General features: G+C 41.2%; 10 protein-coding genes, 2 tRNA genes and 3 rRNA genes. 4 read left to right on the top strand and 11 right to left on the bottom strand.

Annotation, left to right across the window (positions count from 1 at the left end; all coding sequences use genetic code 11):
- Positions 1–13: 13 nt before the first annotated feature.
- Positions 14–1,303, bottom strand: coding sequence for a hypothetical protein (locus I8T81_RS00135; RefSeq protein WP_151750261.1), 1,290 nt, complete (start codon positions 1,301–1,303; stop codon positions 14–16).
- A 314-nt stretch (positions 1,304–1,617) separates the two neighbouring features.
- Positions 1,618–3,447, bottom strand: a complete 1,830-nt coding sequence (gene ilvD / locus I8T81_RS00130; protein ID WP_198071859.1) for a dihydroxy-acid dehydratase — start codon at positions 3,445–3,447, stop codon at positions 1,618–1,620.
- 347 nt (positions 3,448–3,794) lie between these two features.
- Here ilvD and fmt point away from each other — a divergent pair, with 347 nt between their 5' ends.
- Positions 3,795–4,757 carry a methionyl-tRNA formyltransferase gene (gene fmt, locus I8T81_RS00125; protein ID WP_198071858.1) on the top strand — a complete coding sequence of 321 codons (963 nt, stop codon included), beginning with the start codon at positions 3,795–3,797 and terminating at the stop codon, positions 4,755–4,757.
- On the top strand, positions 4,754–6,058 hold the full coding sequence (rsmB, locus tag I8T81_RS00120; protein ID WP_198071857.1) for a 16S rRNA (cytosine(967)-C(5))-methyltransferase RsmB: 1,305 nt from the start codon (positions 4,754–4,756) through the stop codon (positions 6,056–6,058). The genes fmt and rsmB overlap by 4 nt, the downstream gene beginning before the upstream one ends.
- 41 nt (positions 6,059–6,099) lie before the next feature.
- Here the strand turns inward: rsmB and I8T81_RS00115 are convergent, their stop codons facing one another.
- Both I8T81_RS00115 and I8T81_RS00110 read right to left on the bottom strand, forming a co-directional pair.
- Positions 6,100–6,243, bottom strand: a complete 144-nt coding sequence (locus tag I8T81_RS00115; RefSeq protein ID WP_004704675.1) for a methionine/alanine import family NSS transporter small subunit — start codon at positions 6,241–6,243, stop codon at positions 6,100–6,102.
- A 12-nt stretch (positions 6,244–6,255) separates the two neighbouring features.
- Entirely contained in the window at positions 6,256–7,734 is a 1,479-nt protein-coding gene (locus I8T81_RS00110) for a sodium-dependent transporter (RefSeq protein WP_004704674.1), read from the bottom strand.
- A 630-nt stretch (positions 7,735–8,364) separates the two neighbouring features.
- Here I8T81_RS00110 and I8T81_RS00105 point away from each other — a divergent pair.
- Positions 8,365–9,057, top strand: a complete 693-nt coding sequence (locus I8T81_RS00105) for a TIGR04219 family outer membrane beta-barrel protein (RefSeq protein WP_198071856.1) — start codon at positions 8,365–8,367, stop codon at positions 9,055–9,057.
- Positions 9,058–9,105: 48 nt separating this feature from the next.
- On the opposite strand, the gene I8T81_RS00100 is transcribed toward I8T81_RS00105, so the two are convergent.
- From I8T81_RS00100 to tyrS, 7 genes are all read right to left on the bottom strand, one after another.
- Complete coding sequence (locus I8T81_RS00100) at positions 9,106–9,702, bottom strand: glutathione S-transferase family protein (protein WP_019458627.1); 597 nt, start codon at positions 9,700–9,702, stop codon at positions 9,106–9,108.
- 179 nt (positions 9,703–9,881) lie between these two features.
- Positions 9,882–9,996: ribosomal RNA gene (gene rrf, locus I8T81_RS00095) — 5S ribosomal RNA — on the bottom strand.
- 183 nt (positions 9,997–10,179) lie between these two features.
- Positions 10,180–13,070: ribosomal RNA gene (locus tag I8T81_RS00090) — 23S ribosomal RNA — on the bottom strand.
- A 340-nt stretch (positions 13,071–13,410) separates the two neighbouring features.
- Positions 13,411–13,486: transfer RNA gene (locus tag I8T81_RS00085), tRNA-Ala, on the bottom strand.
- Positions 13,487–13,541: 55 nt separating this feature from the next.
- A tRNA-Ile gene (locus tag I8T81_RS00080) sits at positions 13,542–13,618 on the bottom strand.
- Positions 13,619–13,677: 59 nt separating this feature from the next.
- A 16S ribosomal RNA gene (locus tag I8T81_RS00075) occupies positions 13,678–15,215 on the bottom strand.
- Together the 16S, 23S and 5S rRNA genes with 2 tRNA genes alongside form the textbook arrangement of a ribosomal RNA operon.
- An 882-nt stretch (positions 15,216–16,097) precedes the next feature.
- Complete coding sequence (gene tyrS, locus I8T81_RS00070) at positions 16,098–17,330, bottom strand: tyrosine--tRNA ligase (protein ID WP_151760938.1); 1,233 nt, start codon at positions 17,328–17,330, stop codon at positions 16,098–16,100.
- A gap of 61 nt (positions 17,331–17,391) precedes the next feature.
- Between tyrS and I8T81_RS00065 the strand changes: the two genes are divergently transcribed.
- Complete coding sequence (locus I8T81_RS00065; protein ID WP_004698186.1) at positions 17,392–18,519, top strand: anhydro-N-acetylmuramic acid kinase; 1,128 nt, start codon at positions 17,392–17,394, stop codon at positions 18,517–18,519.
- Positions 18,520–18,553 lie beyond the last annotated feature (34 nt).

The raw sequence follows: 18,553 nt of genomic DNA, 5'->3' as shown, positions 1-18,553 counted from the left end.
TTAGGAGTAGGCCTCAATTAGAAGTTGAGGCCGTCTTGTATTTTTCTTCTAAAACATTACTAAAAATACTTTCAATCATCCAAACTCGGTACAAGCTATTAAAAACATAGCTTTGACCATCAATACGTAGCTCTAAAACCGGCAGATCAGGCTGATGCTTGTCTTTGCAAAGTGCATCATTGTGTTCCAAGAGAGAAGGGACATCCTGTTCGGTTAAATGCTCAATGCCGAGTTGCTGTTGTAACTCTTGAAAATGCCTCTGGAAAGATAGGTCTTTTCCTTTCGTCCAAACTGCCTGCAAAATCGTAAAAATTGCATCGAGTTGCTGACTTTCCGGCACACTATAAAAAAGCTTTGCCATCTCAAGCGTACTTTCTTCTGTAGGACGACAAAACGGTGTAAAAGCCACCTCAGTACGTTTAGAAACACGGGTTGCCAAGCTCCAGTCAAACCAGTCTCTGCCCTGATAACTAAGCGGATAAACTTTTAACTGAATATCATAATAGTCTGCGAGTTCTTCTTTAATATATGCGAGAAGTAACCAGCTCATTGGATCTTCTAAAGCAATAAATACATCAAGCTCAGGGTGAAGAGCCTGAATTTCATTGAGTGCTTCAGCATCATTAATCAAATGTTCACGCCATTCGATATGATTAATTAAAAAAATCGGAATACCTGTCAGTAACTTTTGTTGTTTTAAACGACGGGTTAGACGTAATAAATCATCCACTGCGTGATATTTACGTCCACCAAATTCAAAGTACGCTGCCTGTACAGGCTCATCTGTAAAAATACGTTCTGGGAAGTGCTGTGGCATCTGATGCTTCACCGCCATGGCATGTAAAGTACGTAACTTTCCATATTGCTGTTGCCAAAGCATGTGAAAGATATCTTCAAGTAAATGGAAGAAGTTCTGACCTTGTAATGGAGTTCTTTTTAGTATGACAGTGGCTTGTTTTAAAGCTTCTTGGCTTGGGATTTCTGGGAACTCATCAAAAGCAAAACGATGCTGATTTGCTAAAATCTTGGCATCATTTAAACAATAATTCTGCCACTCCTCATGCGTCATGCTGTTCGGAGGTTCAGAAGCTGTATGAGAAATAATAATTTTTAAAGGTTTAAGCTCATCACTTAAAATTTCATCTAGCTGAGACAATTGCTGAACAGCCAGATAGCTATACACATCATCAAGTCGTAAATAAATACTTAAACCATTTTCCGTGGGTAACACCGCTTGACGAGAAGGCTTTTGGTAAAACCAGCTCGATCGGATAGGGTCAAACCAACGGCGTAGCAGTGACATGAGTAGTGCCTCTAAAAAATAAATCCTAAGCGAGATCAAAAGTTATTTTGATCATAGTGCAAGGTTAAGCAGTAGTCGAGATAGAAAAATGACTACCTAAGTTCGCGCAGAAAATATGTCATGTTATTTCGCGAGTTTCTGCATAGGTGAAAATTTTATCACCATTTTATGGCAAACCCATAGAATGATCTGAAAACACCTTTTTCTACAAGCGGATTTTTTTTACCAGACATAAAAAATGCACCCATAACATGATAGCAATTCATCGTGTTAATGGGTGCATGTTTCCTATTCAATTATTAAAATTGAATATTTTATAGAACGCGTACAGCTCCTTTTGCCGCACTTGTTGTATGCATTGCATAAACTTTTAACGCTTTTGATACTTTACGTTTACGTTCTTCTTTCGGATGCCAGCCTTTCGCTTCCTGAACTGTACGGCGGTGCGCCATAGTCGCATCATCAACGTTCAAGTGAATCGTACGGTTTGGAATATCAATTTCAATGGTATCACCATCTTCAACCAACCCAATTGCACCGCCTTCCGCAGCTTCCGGCGAAACATGTCCAATTGAAAGACCTGATGAACCACCAGAGAAACGACCATCTGTCACCAATGCACAGTCTTTTCCTAAACCTTTCGATTTAAGATAGCTGGTTGGGTAAAGCATTTCTTGCATACCCGGACCACCACGTGGACCTTCGTAACGAATCACCACAACGTCACCAGCTTTAATGTCATGGCCCAAAATTGCATCTACAGCGGCATCTTGGCTTTCAAATACGCGTGCTGTACCTGTGAATTTTAAAATAGATTCGTCAACGCCCGCAGTTTTTACGATACAACCATCAAGCGCGATGTTGCCGTATAGAACTGCTAAACCACCATCTCTAGAGAATGCATGCTCTGCATTACGAATCACGCCTTTTTCACGGTCACCATCTAAAGTTGAGTAGTAACGGTTTTGTGAGAATGCCACTTGAGTTGGTACGCCACCTGGAGATGAACGATAGAACTCATAAACATCTGCATCTTCAGTACGAATAATGTCCCACTTATCTAATGCATCTTTTAAAGTTTTCTCATGTACAGTCGGTACAGATACATCAAGTAAATTCGCACGATCAAGCTCACCTAAGATCGCCATAATGCCACCCGCACGGTGAACATCTTCCATATGAACATCTTGTTTTGCAGGTGCTACTTTTGAAAGTACAGGAACTCGACGTGATAATTCGTCGATGTCATCCATGGTAAAATCAACTTCAGCTTCACTTGCCGCAGCCAATAAATGTAGAACTGTATTCGTTGAACCACCCATTGCAATATCAAGGGTCATCGCATTTTTAAATGCAGCCTTAGTTGCAATTGAACGAGGCAAAATACTTGCATCTTCTTGTTCGTAATAGCGCTTAGCCAATTCAACAATAAGCTGACCTGCTTTTAAGAATAATTTTTTACGGTTTGCATGCGTCGCAACAATCGAACCATTACCCGGTAAAGATAAGCCTAAAGCTTCGGTTAAACAATTCATTGAGTTCGCAGTAAACATACCTGAACATGAACCACAGGTTGGACATGCTGAACGTTCAAATTCTGCAACTTCTTCGTCTGTATAACTTTCATCAGCCGCAACAACCATGGCATCTACAAGGTCAATCGCTTTTTCATTACCGCGGAATTTAACCTTACCCGCTTCCATTGGGCCGCCAGACACAAAAACTACTGGAATATTTAGGCGCATCGCAGCCATCAACATTCCTGGTGTAATTTTGTCACAGTTAGAAATGCACACCATGGCATCTGCACAGTGTGCATTCACCATGTATTCAACTGAGTCTGCAATCAAATCACGTGATGGTAATGAATAAAGCATGCCGTCATGCCCCATTGCGATACCGTCGTCCACTGCAATTGTATTGAACTCTTTAGCAACACCACCTGCTGCCTGAATTTCTGCTGCGACAAGCTGCCCTAGATCTTTTAGATGGACATGGCCCGGAACAAATTGAGTAAATGAATTGACCACCGCAATAATCGGTTTGCCGAAATCTTCATCTTTCATTCCTGTTGCACGCCATAAGCCACGTGCGCCAGCCATATTTCTTCCGTGTGTCGATGTTTTTGAACGATAGTCAGGCATTTGTGTTTCCAACAAGTTGTGCTTGAGCGGAATTTCTTCCACTCTGGCTGAATGATACTGATATAGCGTTAGATCAGTCGGAATATTGACTCATCATCATAATTTGATCATTCTCCATTCTATAGAAGCAAATAATATAGGGAAAGCCAATAACGATAATACTCAGTCAATATTTAGCAAAACTTACATGAATAATTTTTTATTTTTTTATAACCTTTTTTTATCAATAAAATTTTTTCAATAATTTTTTGTTCACTATTAAAAACTAAAACGCTCAAGCGCTATGAGTTTAGGGCTTCAAACGTTTTTCACGTATACTACCCATAAACTCTTTTTGGATTGCATTTGTGAAAATTATTTTTGCTGGCACCCCCGAATTTGCTGCAATAGCATTGGCGGCTTTATTAAAAACTTCCCATGAAATTATCGCGGTTTATACTCAGCCAGATCGTAAATCGGGTCGTGGACAAAAACTAACGCCATCCCCTGTAAAACAGCTTGCACTTGAACATGATATTCCTGTTTATCAACCACTCCACTTCAAAGCTTCAACTGAAGAAGGCTTGGCTGCTCAACAAGAACTTGCTGCTTTAGGCGCTGATGTGATGGTGGTTGCAGCCTATGGTTTGATTCTTCCACAAGCTGTGCTCGATACACCTAAATATGGTTGCTTAAATATTCACGGTTCATTATTACCACGCTGGCGTGGAGCAGCGCCCATTCAACGCGCGATTGCAACAGGTGACGACGAAACTGGTATCACCATCATGCAAATGGCTGCTGGTTTAGATACAGGCGATATGATGTATAAAACCTATTGCCCAATCACTGCCGAAGATACTTCTGCGACTTTGCATGACAAACTTGCAGATCAAGGTGCAACAGCAATTTGTGCGGTACTTGAGTCAGAAGAAACACTACAAAAATATTTGGCAGAACGCGAAGTCCAAGACGAAAGCTTAACGGTCTACGCTCATAAACTCGTAAAGTCAGAAGCTCGTATTGATTGGTCAATAGATGCTGTTCAAATTGACCGAAATATCCGTGCATTTAACCCTTGGCCAGTCGCTTTTGTTCAGCTTGATGAAAACAATGCACTGCGTGTCTGGAACTCAACAGTTTCTAGTCAAAGCAAAGCAGATGCCCAAGCTGGTGAAATTATTGCAATTGATAAACAAGGCGTGCATGTTGCTTGCGGTGAAAATACATTTGTTTGTTTGACGAGTGTACAGTGGCCGGGTGGTAAAGCATTAAATGCTCAGCAAATTGCACAAACTCAAAAACTTCACGTAGGACAGATTTTGCCATGAGTCAGGTTAATTCAAATTCATCACGTTTTAACCTACGTGCTCAAGTCGTCCAGACGTTATTAAAAGTTCAGCAAGGGCAATCACTTGCTAGTATTTTAAATACACAGCTCAATCAAGTGGCAGAGCGTGACCGTGCTTTATTCCATGAGCTTGTATTAGGTACATTGCGTCAATGGTTTGCCCTTAAATCAATTAGCTTACCTCTACTCAGTAAGCCTTTAAATAATGAGACAGTAGAAACCTGCCTATACGTTGGTCTTTATCAAGTTTTATGTACGCGTATTGCAGCACATGCTGCCATTTCGGAAACAGTAGATGCGACCAAACAACTTGGATTCCCTGCACTCAGTGGCATTGTAAATGCTATTTTACGCCGAGCTACTCGTGAAACTGATGATTTTCAGCAAGGTTTACAGCAAGCGCATGGCTTACCAAGTTGGCTCTTTAAGCGACTAAAAAAAGATTGGGGTGAACAAACCGAAGCACTCTGCCAATCATTAAAACAAGTTGCACCTTTAACTTTACGAGTGAACCAGCGACACATTGGTCGAGATGCTTATTTAGCAAAACTACAAAGTCTAGATATTCAGGTACGTGCATGTGCTCTATCTGAAGCAGGTATTGTTCTTGAGCAATCTGTACAAATTACCCAGCTGCCTGGTTTTGAAGATGGATGGTTTTCTGTACAAGATGAACATGCACAGCTATGTGCAACTCTATTGCCTGATTTAAACAATAAAACAGTGATTGATGCTTGTGCTGCTCCGGGTGGTAAAACAGCTCACTTGCTAGAAAAATTTAAACCAGCACAGTTAATCGCGATTGATCAGGACGCGAGTCGTTTAGTCCGCGTGACTGAAAACTTAAACCGACTAGCACTAGATCAAAGCCATACTGAAATTCTGGCTGCCGATGCAACCGAGTGGACTCCGACTGAACCAGTAGATTGTATCGTGCTTGATGCACCTTGTTCTGCGACAGGTGTCATTCGACGTCACCCTGACATACGCCTATTACGTCAATCTACCGATATAGCGCAAACCATTGAGCTACAAAAGCAGATTTTGGAACACATGTGGCAACAACTTAAAGTTGGTGGCACATTGCTCTACATCACTTGTTCAATTTTAAAAGCTGAAAATGAACAACAGATGATCGACTTCTTTGCAGAACATACCGATGCAAAAGAAGTGAAAATCGAAGCAGCTTGGGGAGTTGAACAAACTCATGGCAAACAATTGTTGCCACAAGCTCAATCTGGTGATGGATTTTATTATTGTAAAATCCAAAAAATCGCATAAAAAAAGCAGGCTTAAAAGCCTGCTTTTTTTCTAGACCAATATCAAAGTGTGTGCTGGTCTTTTACTTCTTCTAAAACTTCATCTAACTCTTCAGGATGCTTAGATAAATGTAAGATGGATAAAGCCAGCCCACCCCACACAAACACCATTGAAATGATCATCATCACGATTGCCGAAGTATTCATTCCTTTATCCTCCTAGCGATCTTTCATTTTGCTTAACACGATAGCAACGACTGCACAGAAAATTACACTGCCCCAGCCGAATATACCTTGTAAGCTCATACTATAAGTATCATAGCCATTTTTGATCAAATTAAAAACAGTCATAGAAAGTGTTGTTAATAAGATCAAAGAGGTGATAACTGTTAAAGTGAAGTCCCAACCTTTACCTAATTGAATGGTTGAAATTCGGTTTACATGGTCACGAAGCTCTTTAAGTGCTGAACGTTTAAACCAAGCTACACTAATAATTGAGATCAATGCACCACCAATAATCCCAATGTTATTAATAAAGTGATCGACAATATCAACAAGCTTAATTGCATTTACACTTGAGAATAAAATAATTGATACAAGCGCACTACCACCACCAATAATGGTTACAGCTTTCTTACGTCCCCACTTTAACTTATCTTGCATCGCTGCAATCGGCACTTCCAAAATACTAACCATTGAAGAAATACCAGCTACAAATAATGAAGAGAAGAACAAAAGACCAAATAGGTCAGCACCAGAACCTAAACTTGAAATAATTTTAGGGAAAGCAATAAATGCGAGTCCAATACCACCACTCACAACATCTTTAACTTCAGTACCTGCCGCATGCGCCATAAAACCAAGCGCAGCAAAAATACCAATACCCGCTAAAATCTCTGTCGATGCATTGGCGAAACCAACAATAAGACCAGAACCTGTTAAATTGGTTTTTGGTTTTAAATAAGATGCATAGGTCACCATGATCCCGAAACCAACAGAAAGTGAAAAGAAGGTATGACCGTAAGCAGCTAACCAAACTTTATAGTCCATCATGGCAGACCAGTTTGGAGTAAAGAATGCATTTAAACCTTGTGCCGCACCAGGTAAACGCAATGACTGAATCACTAAAATAGTAAATAAAACAAATAATAAAGGCATGAAAATCTTATTCGATAATTCAACACCTTTTTTCACTCCACCATATAAAATGATTAAAGTCAGCGCCCAAATTCCTACAATTGGCCAAAATAGATGACTTACAAACTGCAAATCAAAGCCTGTTGCTTTTGAGGTCTGTAAGTAAGTATTGAAGAAGAAGCCTTCTGGGTCACTTCCCCACATTTGACCAATAGAGAAATAAATATAACTGCCAGCCCAAGTCAGTACACTTGCGTAGTACAAACCGATGATGATACAAACACAAACCTGCCACCATCCTAAAGTTTCTCCACCCTTAAACAAAGCTCTATAGGCTTTAGGAGGTGAACCTGTACTACGATGACCTACCGCATAATCTAAAAATAGTAACGGTAAACCAGCAGTAATGAGTGCAAGTAAGTAAGGAATAAGAAACGCACCACCACCATTTTCATATGCAACGTATGGAAAGCGCCAAATATTACCTAAGCCTACAGCCGAACCAACGGCTGCAATAATAAAACCAGATCGTGACGTCCAGTTTTCACGAGAATCTGTCATAGAACACCTAATGTTAAGAGATTACTTATTTTTACTGCTATTGTTGATTGTTATTCCGCATGCAAAAAAAGAACCAAAAAATACTTTTGTGTTTGTAGAAAATAAAATGAACCTTTTGAGTATTTTTCTTCCCTAAACAAACAAGCAAAAATAGAAAATTCTTCCTTAAAGATTTTTGTCCATTTTTTGCCCCTATATAGCTGAACAATACCTGTTTTTATTTCTTTTTACTGTAATTTCCATCTGAAATTTTACGTTTTTTTAGAAATTTTGATTTAGTCTGATCATTTTTTAACTGATATTAGTATTTTAAAGCATATTATTGTGCTGCTATATACAATGATATTTTCTACCATTTAAATTCTTTTAGATTTCACAAAGTGGATATATCAACTAATTTTTCTCATAATAATGAGCAAAACATCATTTTCTGTTTTCACAAAATTTATACTAAGTTCTATAAAATAATTTCCACAACAAAATACATATTTTTATATAAAAATCAAAAACATATAATATTTTAAAAAATTAAAACTTTATTAGCTTTTTATACACTATTTTTCATCAATGCATAACTACCCAGATATCTATATCATGCCCTCAAAGATTTCTTTTACTTAGGATATGATGATGAAGATATTAAAAATGTCTTTTCTAGCACTCGGGATGAGTCTTAGCGGATTTGCTCAAGCGGATTTTATAGGGGTTAAAGGAGACGTGAGTTACTGGTTTTACGATGGTAAAGCAAACATGTCTTCACAATTACCAGATGACCAAGATTTAGATCGAAAAAGTAGTGCTCAACTATCATTAGCTTTTGAGCACCCAATTCCATTTATTCCAAATGCAAAAATTCGCTATGTAAATCTAGATACCGAGACTAAGTCAGAAACCTTAGGCCAAGTTAACTATAAAATTAATTTAGATCATAGCGATTTTATTCTTTACTACGAGTTACTCGATAATATTGTGAGTGTAGATGCTGGTCTTGGGGCAACTATATTAAATGGTGATATCACTGCTTATACTGGCAAACGTGTGGATATTGATAAAACATATCCTATCGCTTATTTGTCAGGCGAAGTAAAACTTCCATTCACAGGTTTAAGTGCTAAAGGCGAAGCAACCTATACAAACTTTAATGATGCAAAAATTACTGATGCATTAGCAGAGGTAAAGTATAAATTCATCGATAATTTAGCAGTTGATTTAGGCTTGAAAGCTGGCTACCGCGTACTCAATATTGACTTAGATGATTATGATAATAATGACCTAAAATTTGAGTTTAAAGGTCCTTATGTAGGTTTAGAAGCACATTTTTAAATCAGACTTTCAGATATAAAAAAGAACTCTATATGAGTTCTTTTTTATTTAAATCATATCTACATAACCTAAATGTTCTCGAATTCTTTGACACCATGCTCGAATATTTGGATATAACTTTAAATCAAAGCCGCCTTCGTCAGCGACATGTGTATATGCATATAAGGCGATATCCGCAATGGTTAATTGATTTCCAACAAGATAATCATACTCTACTAAAGCTTTATCTATAATTGATAACGCTTTATGCCCTTTTGGTTGTAAATTATGATATTCATCTATTCTTTCTGGTGGTAAACCTAAATATTTATTAATAAAACGAGCAACTGCAATAAACGGTTCATGGCTATATTGCTCAAAGAACATCCATTGGTACATTTTTGCTTTAATAAAAGGATCTGTAGGAATAAATTTTGTTCCTTCAGCCACATAACCTAAAATAGCATTGGATTCACTCAAAACACGACCATCATCCAGCACTAATACAGGTATTTTTCCATTCGGATTTAACGACAAAAAATCATCTGTTTGAGTTTCTTTGTTTAAAATATCAACATGGATCCATGTATGATTAATTTTTAATAAGGAAAGTAATAATTTAATTTTATAACAGTTACCAGAACCTACATCACCATAAATTATCATCGATTCACTTCCCTTATTATGCTTACTTAAAAGATTAATTTTCTTATTATTTATAACAGAACTCTTTCTTAGAATTAATATATCTGCTTTTATTGTCTACTTTATTCAGAGTTTTATATTTATTCCACGCATAAAGCAACACCCCGGTTTCTTTCGAGACCGGGGTGTTTGGAATAATGAGCTGGCGATGACTTACTCTCACATGGGTAACCCCACACTACCATCAGCGCTAAGAGGTTTCACTTCTGAGTTCGGGAAGGGATCAGGTGGTTCACTCTTGCTATGGTCGCCAGCACAACTGTTTATGGATACTTGCTTTGGTCTTATTGATTGCCGAAGCGTTTTCCAAATCTTTACAGATTGGGCTGATTGAATCTGACTTTAGTTGTTCATTTTATCTAGAGGAATAACTAAATCAAGTTTGTTTGTCGATTTATGAATCGATTGATGCTTTATATACAACTGCTTGGGTGTTGTATAGTCAAGCCTCACGAGCAATTAGTATTGGTCAGCTTCACATATCACTATGCTTCCACATCCAACCTATCAACGTCCTAGTCTCGAACGGCTCTTTAGAGGAATAAATTCCTAGGGAAATCTTATCTTGAGGTAGGCTTCCCGCTTAGATGCTTTCAGCGGTTATCCCTTCCGAACATAGCTACCCGGCGATGCGACTGGCGTCACAACCGGTACACCAGAGGTTCGTCCACTCTGGTCCTCTCGTACTAGGAGCAGATCCTCTCAAATTTCCAGCGCCCACGGTAGATAGGGACCGAACTGTCTCACGACGTTCTAAACCCAGCTCGCGTACCTCTTTAAATGGCGAACAGCCATACCCTTGGGACCTGCTTCAGCCCCAGGATGAGATGAGCCGACATCGAGGTGCCAAACACCGCCGTCGATATGAACTCTTGGGCGGTATCAGCCTGTTATCCCCAGAGTACCTTTTATCCGTTGAGCGATGGCCCTTCCATACAGAACCACCGGATCACTAAGACCTACTTTCGTACCTGCTCGACTTGTGGGTCTCGCAGTTAAGCGCGCTTTTGCCTTTATACTCTACGCGTGATTTCCGACCACGCTGAGCGCACCTTCGTACTCCTCCGTTACTCTTTAGGAGGAGACCGCCCCAGTCAAACTACCCACCAGACACGGTCCTCGTCCCGGATAACGGGACAGAGTTAGAACCTCAACATTACCAGGGTGGTATTTCAAGGACGGCTCCATTGGAACTAGCGTTCCAACTTCAAAGCCTCCCACCTATCCTACACAAGTAAGGTCAAAGTTCAGTGTCAAGCTGCAGTAAAGGTTCACGGGGTCTTTCCGTCTAGCCGCGGGTACACTGCATCTTCACAGCGATTTCGATTTCACTGAGCCTCTGCTGGAGACAGCGCCGCCATCATTATGCCATTCGTGCAGGTCGGAACTTACCCGACAAGGAATTTCGCTACCTTAGGACCGTTATAGTTACGGCCGCCGTTTACTGGGGCTTCGATCAAGAGCTTCGCTTACGCTAACCCCATCAATTAACCTTCCAGCACCGGGCAGGCATCACACCCTATACGTCCACTTTCGTGTTTGCAGAGTGCTATGTTTTTAATAAACAGTTGCAGCGGCCTGGTTTCTGCGGCTGTCATCAGCTCAGGAAGCAAGTTCCATCACCAACAACAGCGTACCTTCTCCCGAAGTTACGGTACCATTTTGCCTAGTTCCTTCAGCAGAGTTCTCTCAAGCGCCTTGGTCTACTCGACCTGACCACCTGTGTCGGTTTCGGGTACGATTCCTGTGTAACTGAAGCTTAGAGACTTTTCCTGGAAGCATGGTATCAGCCACTTCACTGTACAAGTACAGCTTGCTATCGGATCTCAGTATAGAGTACCCCGGATTTGCCTAAGATACATACCTACATCCTTCCACCTGGACAACCAACGCCAGGCTGACTTAACCTTCTCCGTCCTCTCATCGCATTACACAGAAGTATTGGAATATTAACCAATTTCCCATCGACTACGCCTTTCGGCCTCGCCTTAGGGGTCGACTCACCCAGCCCCGATTAACGTTGGACTGGAACCCTTGGTCTTTCGGCGAACGGGTTTTTCACCCGTTTTGTCGTTACTCACGTCAGCATTCGCACTTCTGATACCTCCAGCATACTTCTCAATACACCTTCATCGGCTTACAGAACGCTCCCCTACCACTTGACTAATGTCAAATCCGCAGCTTCGGCACATAGTTTTAGCCCCGTTACATCTTCCGCGCAGGCCGACTCGACTAGTGAGCTATTACGCTTTCTTTAAAGGGTGGCTGCTTCTAAGCCAACCTCCTAGCTGTCTATGCCTTCCCACATCGTTTCCCACTTAACTATGATTTTGGGGCCTTAGCTGGCGGTCTGGATTGTTTTCCTCTTGACTACGGACGTTAGCACCCGCAGTCTGTCTCCCGGATAGTACTCATAGGTATTCGGAGTTTGCATCGGTTTGGTAAGTCGGGATGACCCCCTAGCCGAAACAGTGCTCTACCCCCTATGGTATTCGTCCGAGGCGCTACCTAAATAGCTTTCGGGGAGAACCAGCTATCACCAGGCTTGATTAGCCTTTCACCCCTATCCACAAGTCATCCCCTGGCTTTTCAACGACAGTGGGTTCGGTCCTCCAGTTAGTGTTACCCAACCTTCAACCTGCTCATGGATAGATCGCCTGGTTTCGGGTCTATACCCAGCAACTAAACGCCCTATTAAGACTCGATTTCTCTACGGCTCCCCTATACGGTTAACCTCGCTACTGAATATAAGTCGCTGACCCATTATACAAAAGGTACGCAGTCACCGAACAAGTCGGCTCCCACTGCTTGTATGCATGCGGTTTCAGGATCTATTTCACTCCCCTCACAGGGGTTCTTTTCGCCTTTCCCTCACGGTACTGGTTCACTATCGGTCAGTCAGGAGTATTTAGCCTTGGAGGATGGTCCCCCCATATTCAGACAAGGTTTCACGTGCCTCGCCCTACTCGTCATCATTATGTGTGCCCTTTCGTGTACGGGAATATCACCCTCTACGTTCGCACTTCCCAGAGCGTTCCACTAAAACACACATAACTTAATGGGCTGATCCCCGTTCGCTCGCCGCTACTGAGGGAATCTCAATTGATTTCTTTTCCTAAGGGTACTGAGATGTTTCACTTCCCCTCGTTCGCTTTGCAACACTATGTATTCATGTTGCAATACCTACCTTAAAGTAGGTGGGTTCCCCCATTCAGAAATCTCCGGATCACAGGATATTTGCCGCCTCCCCGGAGCTTTTCGCAGGCTATCACGTCTTTCATCGCCTCTGACTGCCAAGGCATCCACCACATGCACTTAATTACTTGACTATACAACCCCAAACAGTCGATGTTACCTACAAGTTAGTAACTTCAACATTTCAGTTTAGAGTACTGTGCACTTAAACACTGTACAGCTTCAATCTAAATTCATATACCAAAACGCTTGATTCAGTTAATTTGCTAGTTCTCAATTCATTCAGATTAATTGCTTAATCTAAACTCTTGAGTGAACAATTTATTTCAGACTCAATTTTGCCAATCTGTTAATGAATAAACACGCCTTCGTCAGGTCATGCTTAATACCGTGATACTTAAATCACAGAAGTTAATAAACTAAGACCGAAATCTCTATTTACTAATTTCTGTAATCCGAACTTCTCTTAAGTTCTGGTGGAGACTAGGAGAGTCGAACTCCTGACCTCCTGCGTGCAAAGCAGGCGCTCTACCAACTAAGCTAAGTCCCCAGCTTACATCATCAGTTATGTATCTTTTATCTATAACTTCAACCAGTCAAAGTCATGGTGGGTCTGACAAGACTTGAACTTGTGACCCCACGCTTATCAAGCGTGTGCTCTAACCAACTGAGCTACAGACCCTCAGATACATCTATGAAGAACAACTTGTTGTGGATTCTTACCAATCGTCAATCTTTCGTTAAGGAGGTGATCCAGCCGCAGGTTCCCCTACGGCTACCTTGTTACGACTTCACCCCAGTCATCGGCCACACCGTGGTAACCGCCCTCTTTGCAGTTAGGCTAGCTACTTCTGGTGCAACAAACTCCCATGGTGTGACGGGCGGTGTGTACAAGGCCCGGGAACGTATTCACCGCGGCATTCTGATCCGCGATTACTAGCGATTCCGACTTCATGGAGTCGAGTTGCAGACTCCAATCCGGACTACGATCGGCTTTTTGAGATTAGCATCACATCGCTGTGTAGCAACCCTTTGTACCGACCATTGTAGCACGTGTGTAGCCCTGGCCGTAAGGGCCATGATGACTTGACGTCGTCCCCGCCTTCCTCCAGTTTGTCACTGGCAGTATCCTTAAAGTTCCCGACATTACTCGCTGGCAAATAAGGAAAAGGGTTGCGCTCGTTGCGGGACTTAACCCAACATCTCACGACACGAGCTGACGACAGCCATGCAGCACCTGTATGTAAGTTCCCGAAGGCACCAATCCATCTCTGGAAAGTTCTTACTATGTCAAGGCCAGGTAAGGTTCTTCGCGTTGCATCGAATTAAACCACATGCTCCACCGCTTGTGCGGGCCCCCGTCAATTCATTTGAGTTTTAGTCTTGCGACCGTACTCCCCAGGCGGTCTACTTATCGCGTTAGCTGCGCCACTAAAGCCTCAAAGGCCCCAACGGCTAGTAGACATCGTTTACGGCATGGACTACCAGGGTATCTAATCCTGTTTGCTCCCCATGCTTTCGCACCTCAGCGTCAGTGTTAGGCCAGATGGCTGCCTTCGCCATCGGTATTCCTCCAGATCTCTACGCATTTCACCGCTACACCTGGAATTCTACCATCCTCTCCCACACTCTAGCTAACCAGTATCGAATGCAATTCCCAAGTTAAGCTCGGGGATTTCACATTTGACTTAATTAGCCGCCTACGCGCGCTTTACGCCCAGTAAATCCGATTAACGCTTGCACCCTCTGTATTACCGCGGCTGCTGGCACAGAGTTAGCCGGTGCTTATTCTGCGAGTAACGTCCACTATCTCTAGGTATTAACTAAAGTAGCCTCCTCCTCGCTTAAAGTGCTTTACAACCATAAGGCCTTCTTCACACACGCGGCATGGCTGGATCAGGGTTCCCCCCATTGTCCAATATTCCCCACTGCTGCCTCCCGTAGGAGTCTGGGCCGTGTCTCAGTCCCAGTGTGGCGGATCATCCTCTCAGACCCGCTACAGATCGTCGCCTTGGTAGGCCTTTACCCCACCAACTAGCTAATCCGACTTAGGCTCATCTATTAGCGCAAGGTCCGAAGATCCCCTGCTTTCTCCCGTAGGACGTATGCGGTATTAGCATCCCTTTCGAGATGTTGTCCCCCACTAATAGGCAGATTCCTAAGCATTACTCACCCGTCCGCCGCTAAGATCAGTAGCAAGCTACCTCTCTCCGCTCGACTTGCATGTGTTAAGCCTGCCGCCAGCGTTCAATCTGAGCCATGATCAAACTCTTCAGTTAAAATCATTTTGCACCTTATTTAAAGACAAGGTGCCAATTCTGGCTCATCAATTACTGACTTAAATTTCGCTCAAATAAACTTCGAGTAATTTAAACCAATCAATCAATGAAAATTATTTCGATTAATCAATCAGTAAAAATCCACACAAGTTGTTCTTCAATTCTCTTAATGATCTTCTTCCTGGTTCGTCACCAGCAAGCTAGGTCGGCTATATTACTCTTAATCTCTTAAAAGTCAACAGGTAATTTTGATATTTTTTAAAACTTATTTTCCAAACCAACTTATCATCAAATTCATCACTTAAAGCAACCAACTTAATCACAAGTAACTGTTTTTCAACAAGTTTCTATCTGCATCACCGCCGATGGATGTGCATTATAGAGGATTAAGAACCAGTTGCAAGGGGTATTTCAGCCTTTTTCTATTGAGTGCCGTTTTTTTCTGCTATTTTGCGAAAAAAGTGATATATATGGCTTTTTTTTAGGCATTTTCACCACTTTTATTAATTTCTATTTTGGAAAAATACAGTTTACCTTAGATTTTTGATGTCTTTTTATAGAGCTCATAGACATATATAGCATTTTCGGTTCCAAAGATTCCAAAGATTCCAAAGATTCCAAAGATTCCAAAGATTCCAAAGATTCCAAAGATTCCAAAGATTCCAAAGATTCCAAAGATTCCAAAGATTCCAAAGATTCCAAAGATTCCAAAGATTCCAAAGAAAGAATAGAGTAAATACTCTATATTTCTTCTTGTTTTTAAATTACTTCTTTTATTATTAATTATGTTTAGTAAGTTCCACGTGGAACGTTGAATTGTTTTTTTGATTCTTAAATAAAAAAAGCAGGATTACTCCTGCTTTTTATCACTACAGAACATTCTTAGTCAGTAAACGTTACACGTGCAATTGCTTTTTTACCTGACTGAATAATGAAAGTACCGTTTTCTTTTACAGAGAAACCAGCATCAACAGCATTCCAGTCAACTTTTACTGCACCACGAGCTACGGCATCTTTTGCAGCCGCAGCATTCGGATTTAATCCAGCTACACGTAAAATCGTAGCAATAAAGATTTCTCCTCCAAACTCACCAAGTGAAATAGTCACTTCTGGTGTGTCTTCAGGTACTTCACCTTCTGTAATACGGTTACCAGCACTCTTATGGGCATTAGCAGCAGCTTCTGCATCATGGAAGCGTTCAACTAGCTCAAGCGCAAGGATACGTTTTACTTCCTGCGGATTACGACCAGCAGCAATTTCATCTAATAAAGCTTTGATTTCATCAAGAGATTTGAAGCTTAATAAATCGAAATAGCGTTCGATTAAAGAGTCTGGCATTGATAAAACTTTCTGGTACATTGCCCCTGGTGTATCAAATACACCAATATAGTTACCTAAAGATTTAGACATTTTATTTACGCCATCTAAACCTTCTAGAATCGGCACAGTGATACATACTTGTGATTCTTGGCCATAACGGCTTTGTAAGGTACGACCCATAAGTAAGTTAAAGGTCTGGTCTGTTCCGCCTAACTCAACGTCAGCTTCAAGTGCAATTGAGTCATAACCTTGAACTAGAGGATATAAAAACTCATGAATTGCAATCGGCTGATGGTTGCTATAACGCTTAGTAAAGTCATCACGTTCTAACATACGAGATACAGTTTGCTGGCTTGCTAATTGAATAAGGTCAGCAGCAGACTTTTGATTAAACCATTCTGAGTTAAAACGTACCTTTGTTTTATTTGGGTCTAATATCTTGAAAACTTGTTCTTGATAAGTTTTAGCGTTAGCTTCTACTTGTTCACGTGACAACGGCGGACGAGTTGCACTTTTACCAGTTGGGTCACCGATCATCGCTGTATAGTCACCAATTAAGAAGGTAACTTCATGGCCCAAGTCTTGGAACGTTTTTAGTTTATTAATAAGAACCGTATGTCCTAAATGTAAATCTGGTGCTGTAGGGTCAAAACCAGCTTTAATTTTAAGAGGACGATTCTCTTTAAGCTTTTTCAGTAAATCTTCTTCTGAAATAATTTCGTGCGTGCCTCGTTGGATGAGGGCAAGCTGTTCTTCGGCGGGCAAGAAATTTGACATCACAAAACCTAAACACATCAGTTATTCAATTTGTGCGATATACTAACATTTTTTCAGCGTCTTGCAGGGGAAGTTGCATATGAGCGCAATCTATATCGGCGTAATGACTGGCACTAGTATGGATGGTGTAGATATTGTTGCGGCTTCATTTGAGCCACTACAGCTTCATGCCACTCTTACAGTTCCATTCGAACCCGAGTTACGTGATGAGCTTATGGCATTAACTTTACCCGATGACAATGAAATTGACCGTATGGGTAAAGCTGATGTTGCTCTAGCCAAAATGATTGGTCACGGGATTAATAGCTTAATTGAAAAGCACCAATTAGACCGTAGTCAGATTAAAGCGATTGGTTCACATGGGCAAACTATTCGTCATCGTCCAGAGCATGGCTTTACGTTACAAATTGGCGATCCAAACATCATTACTGAAATTACTCAGATTCCAGTTGTTTCAGATTTCCGTCGTAGAGATATGGCAGCAGGTGGTCAAGGTGCGCCATTAGTACCAGCTTTTCATCAGGCATTATTTCAACATCCAAGCATTCATCGTGTGATTTTGAATTTAGGTGGCATTGCCAATGTAAGTATGTTGCCTGCCAATAATCCTGACGGCGTATTTGGTTTTGATACGGGACCTGCGAATATTTTGATGGATGCATGGTGTCATCGCCATACGGGTCATCCATATGATGAAAATGGCGATTGGGCCGCTTATGGTCATCCTATTCGTTCTTTACTCGACCGTCTTCATGCACATGAGTATTTTTCTAAAGAACCACCTAAGAGCACAGGACGTGAAGACTTCAATATTGACTGGTTAGATGATCAGTTAATCGATTGGCGAAATGATTTAACTTATGATGAGTTAGAAGATACACCTGAAAATATCCAAGCCACTTTATTAAAGCTTACTGTGCGTGCCATTCAAAAAGCGATTTATCGCTCTGAGATGGAAACAGGTGAAGTATATGTATGTGGTGGTGGTGCTTATAACTCTTATTTGTTAGAGCAATTACGTTGGCGTTTACGTAAACATAATTGGTCTGTTCAACCTACAGATGTTTTAGGGCTCTCCCCTACTTGGGTGGAGGCTACCGCATTTGCATGGTTAGCTATGCGTTTTGTAAATGGTTTAAGTGGTAATTTGCCAGCGGTAACAGGTGCTTCTAATTTTAGAATTCTAGGTACGATCACGGCGGTATAAAACTATTAATTGATTTGATTGGTCAGATTCGACC

It is taken from the genome of Acinetobacter seifertii, from assembly GCF_016064815.1.
GTDB classification, from domain to species: Bacteria; Pseudomonadota; Gammaproteobacteria; order Pseudomonadales; family Moraxellaceae; genus Acinetobacter; species Acinetobacter seifertii.
Note: the sequence above shows the minus strand (reverse complement) of the source record. Positions and strands in the feature narration are given on the sequence as shown.

Excerpts from the sequence above, each read along its gene's own strand:
- I8T81_RS00135 (WP_151750261.1), bottom strand. The coding sequence starts at position 1,303 with ATGTCACTGCTACGCCGTTGGTTTGACCCTATCCGATCGAGCTGGTTT.
- ilvD (WP_198071859.1), bottom strand. The coding sequence starts at position 3,447 with ATGCCTGACTATCGTTCAAAAACATCGACACACGGAAGAAATATGGCT.
- rsmB (WP_198071857.1), top strand. The coding sequence starts at position 4,754 with ATGAGTCAGGTTAATTCAAATTCATCACGTTTTAACCTACGTGCTCAA.
- I8T81_RS00115 (WP_004704675.1), bottom strand. The coding sequence starts at position 6,243 with ATGAATACTTCGGCAATCGTGATGATGATCATTTCAATGGTGTTTGTG.
- I8T81_RS00110 (WP_004704674.1), bottom strand. The coding sequence starts at position 7,734 with ATGACAGATTCTCGTGAAAACTGGACGTCACGATCTGGTTTTATTATT.
- I8T81_RS00105 (WP_198071856.1), top strand. The coding sequence starts at position 8,365 with ATGAAGATATTAAAAATGTCTTTTCTAGCACTCGGGATGAGTCTTAGC.
- I8T81_RS00100 (WP_019458627.1), bottom strand. The coding sequence starts at position 9,702 with ATGATAATTTATGGTGATGTAGGTTCTGGTAACTGTTATAAAATTAAA.
- tyrS (WP_151760938.1), bottom strand. The coding sequence starts at position 17,330 with ATGTGTTTAGGTTTTGTGATGTCAAATTTCTTGCCCGCCGAAGAACAG.
- I8T81_RS00065 (WP_004698186.1), top strand. The coding sequence starts at position 17,392 with ATGAGCGCAATCTATATCGGCGTAATGACTGGCACTAGTATGGATGGT.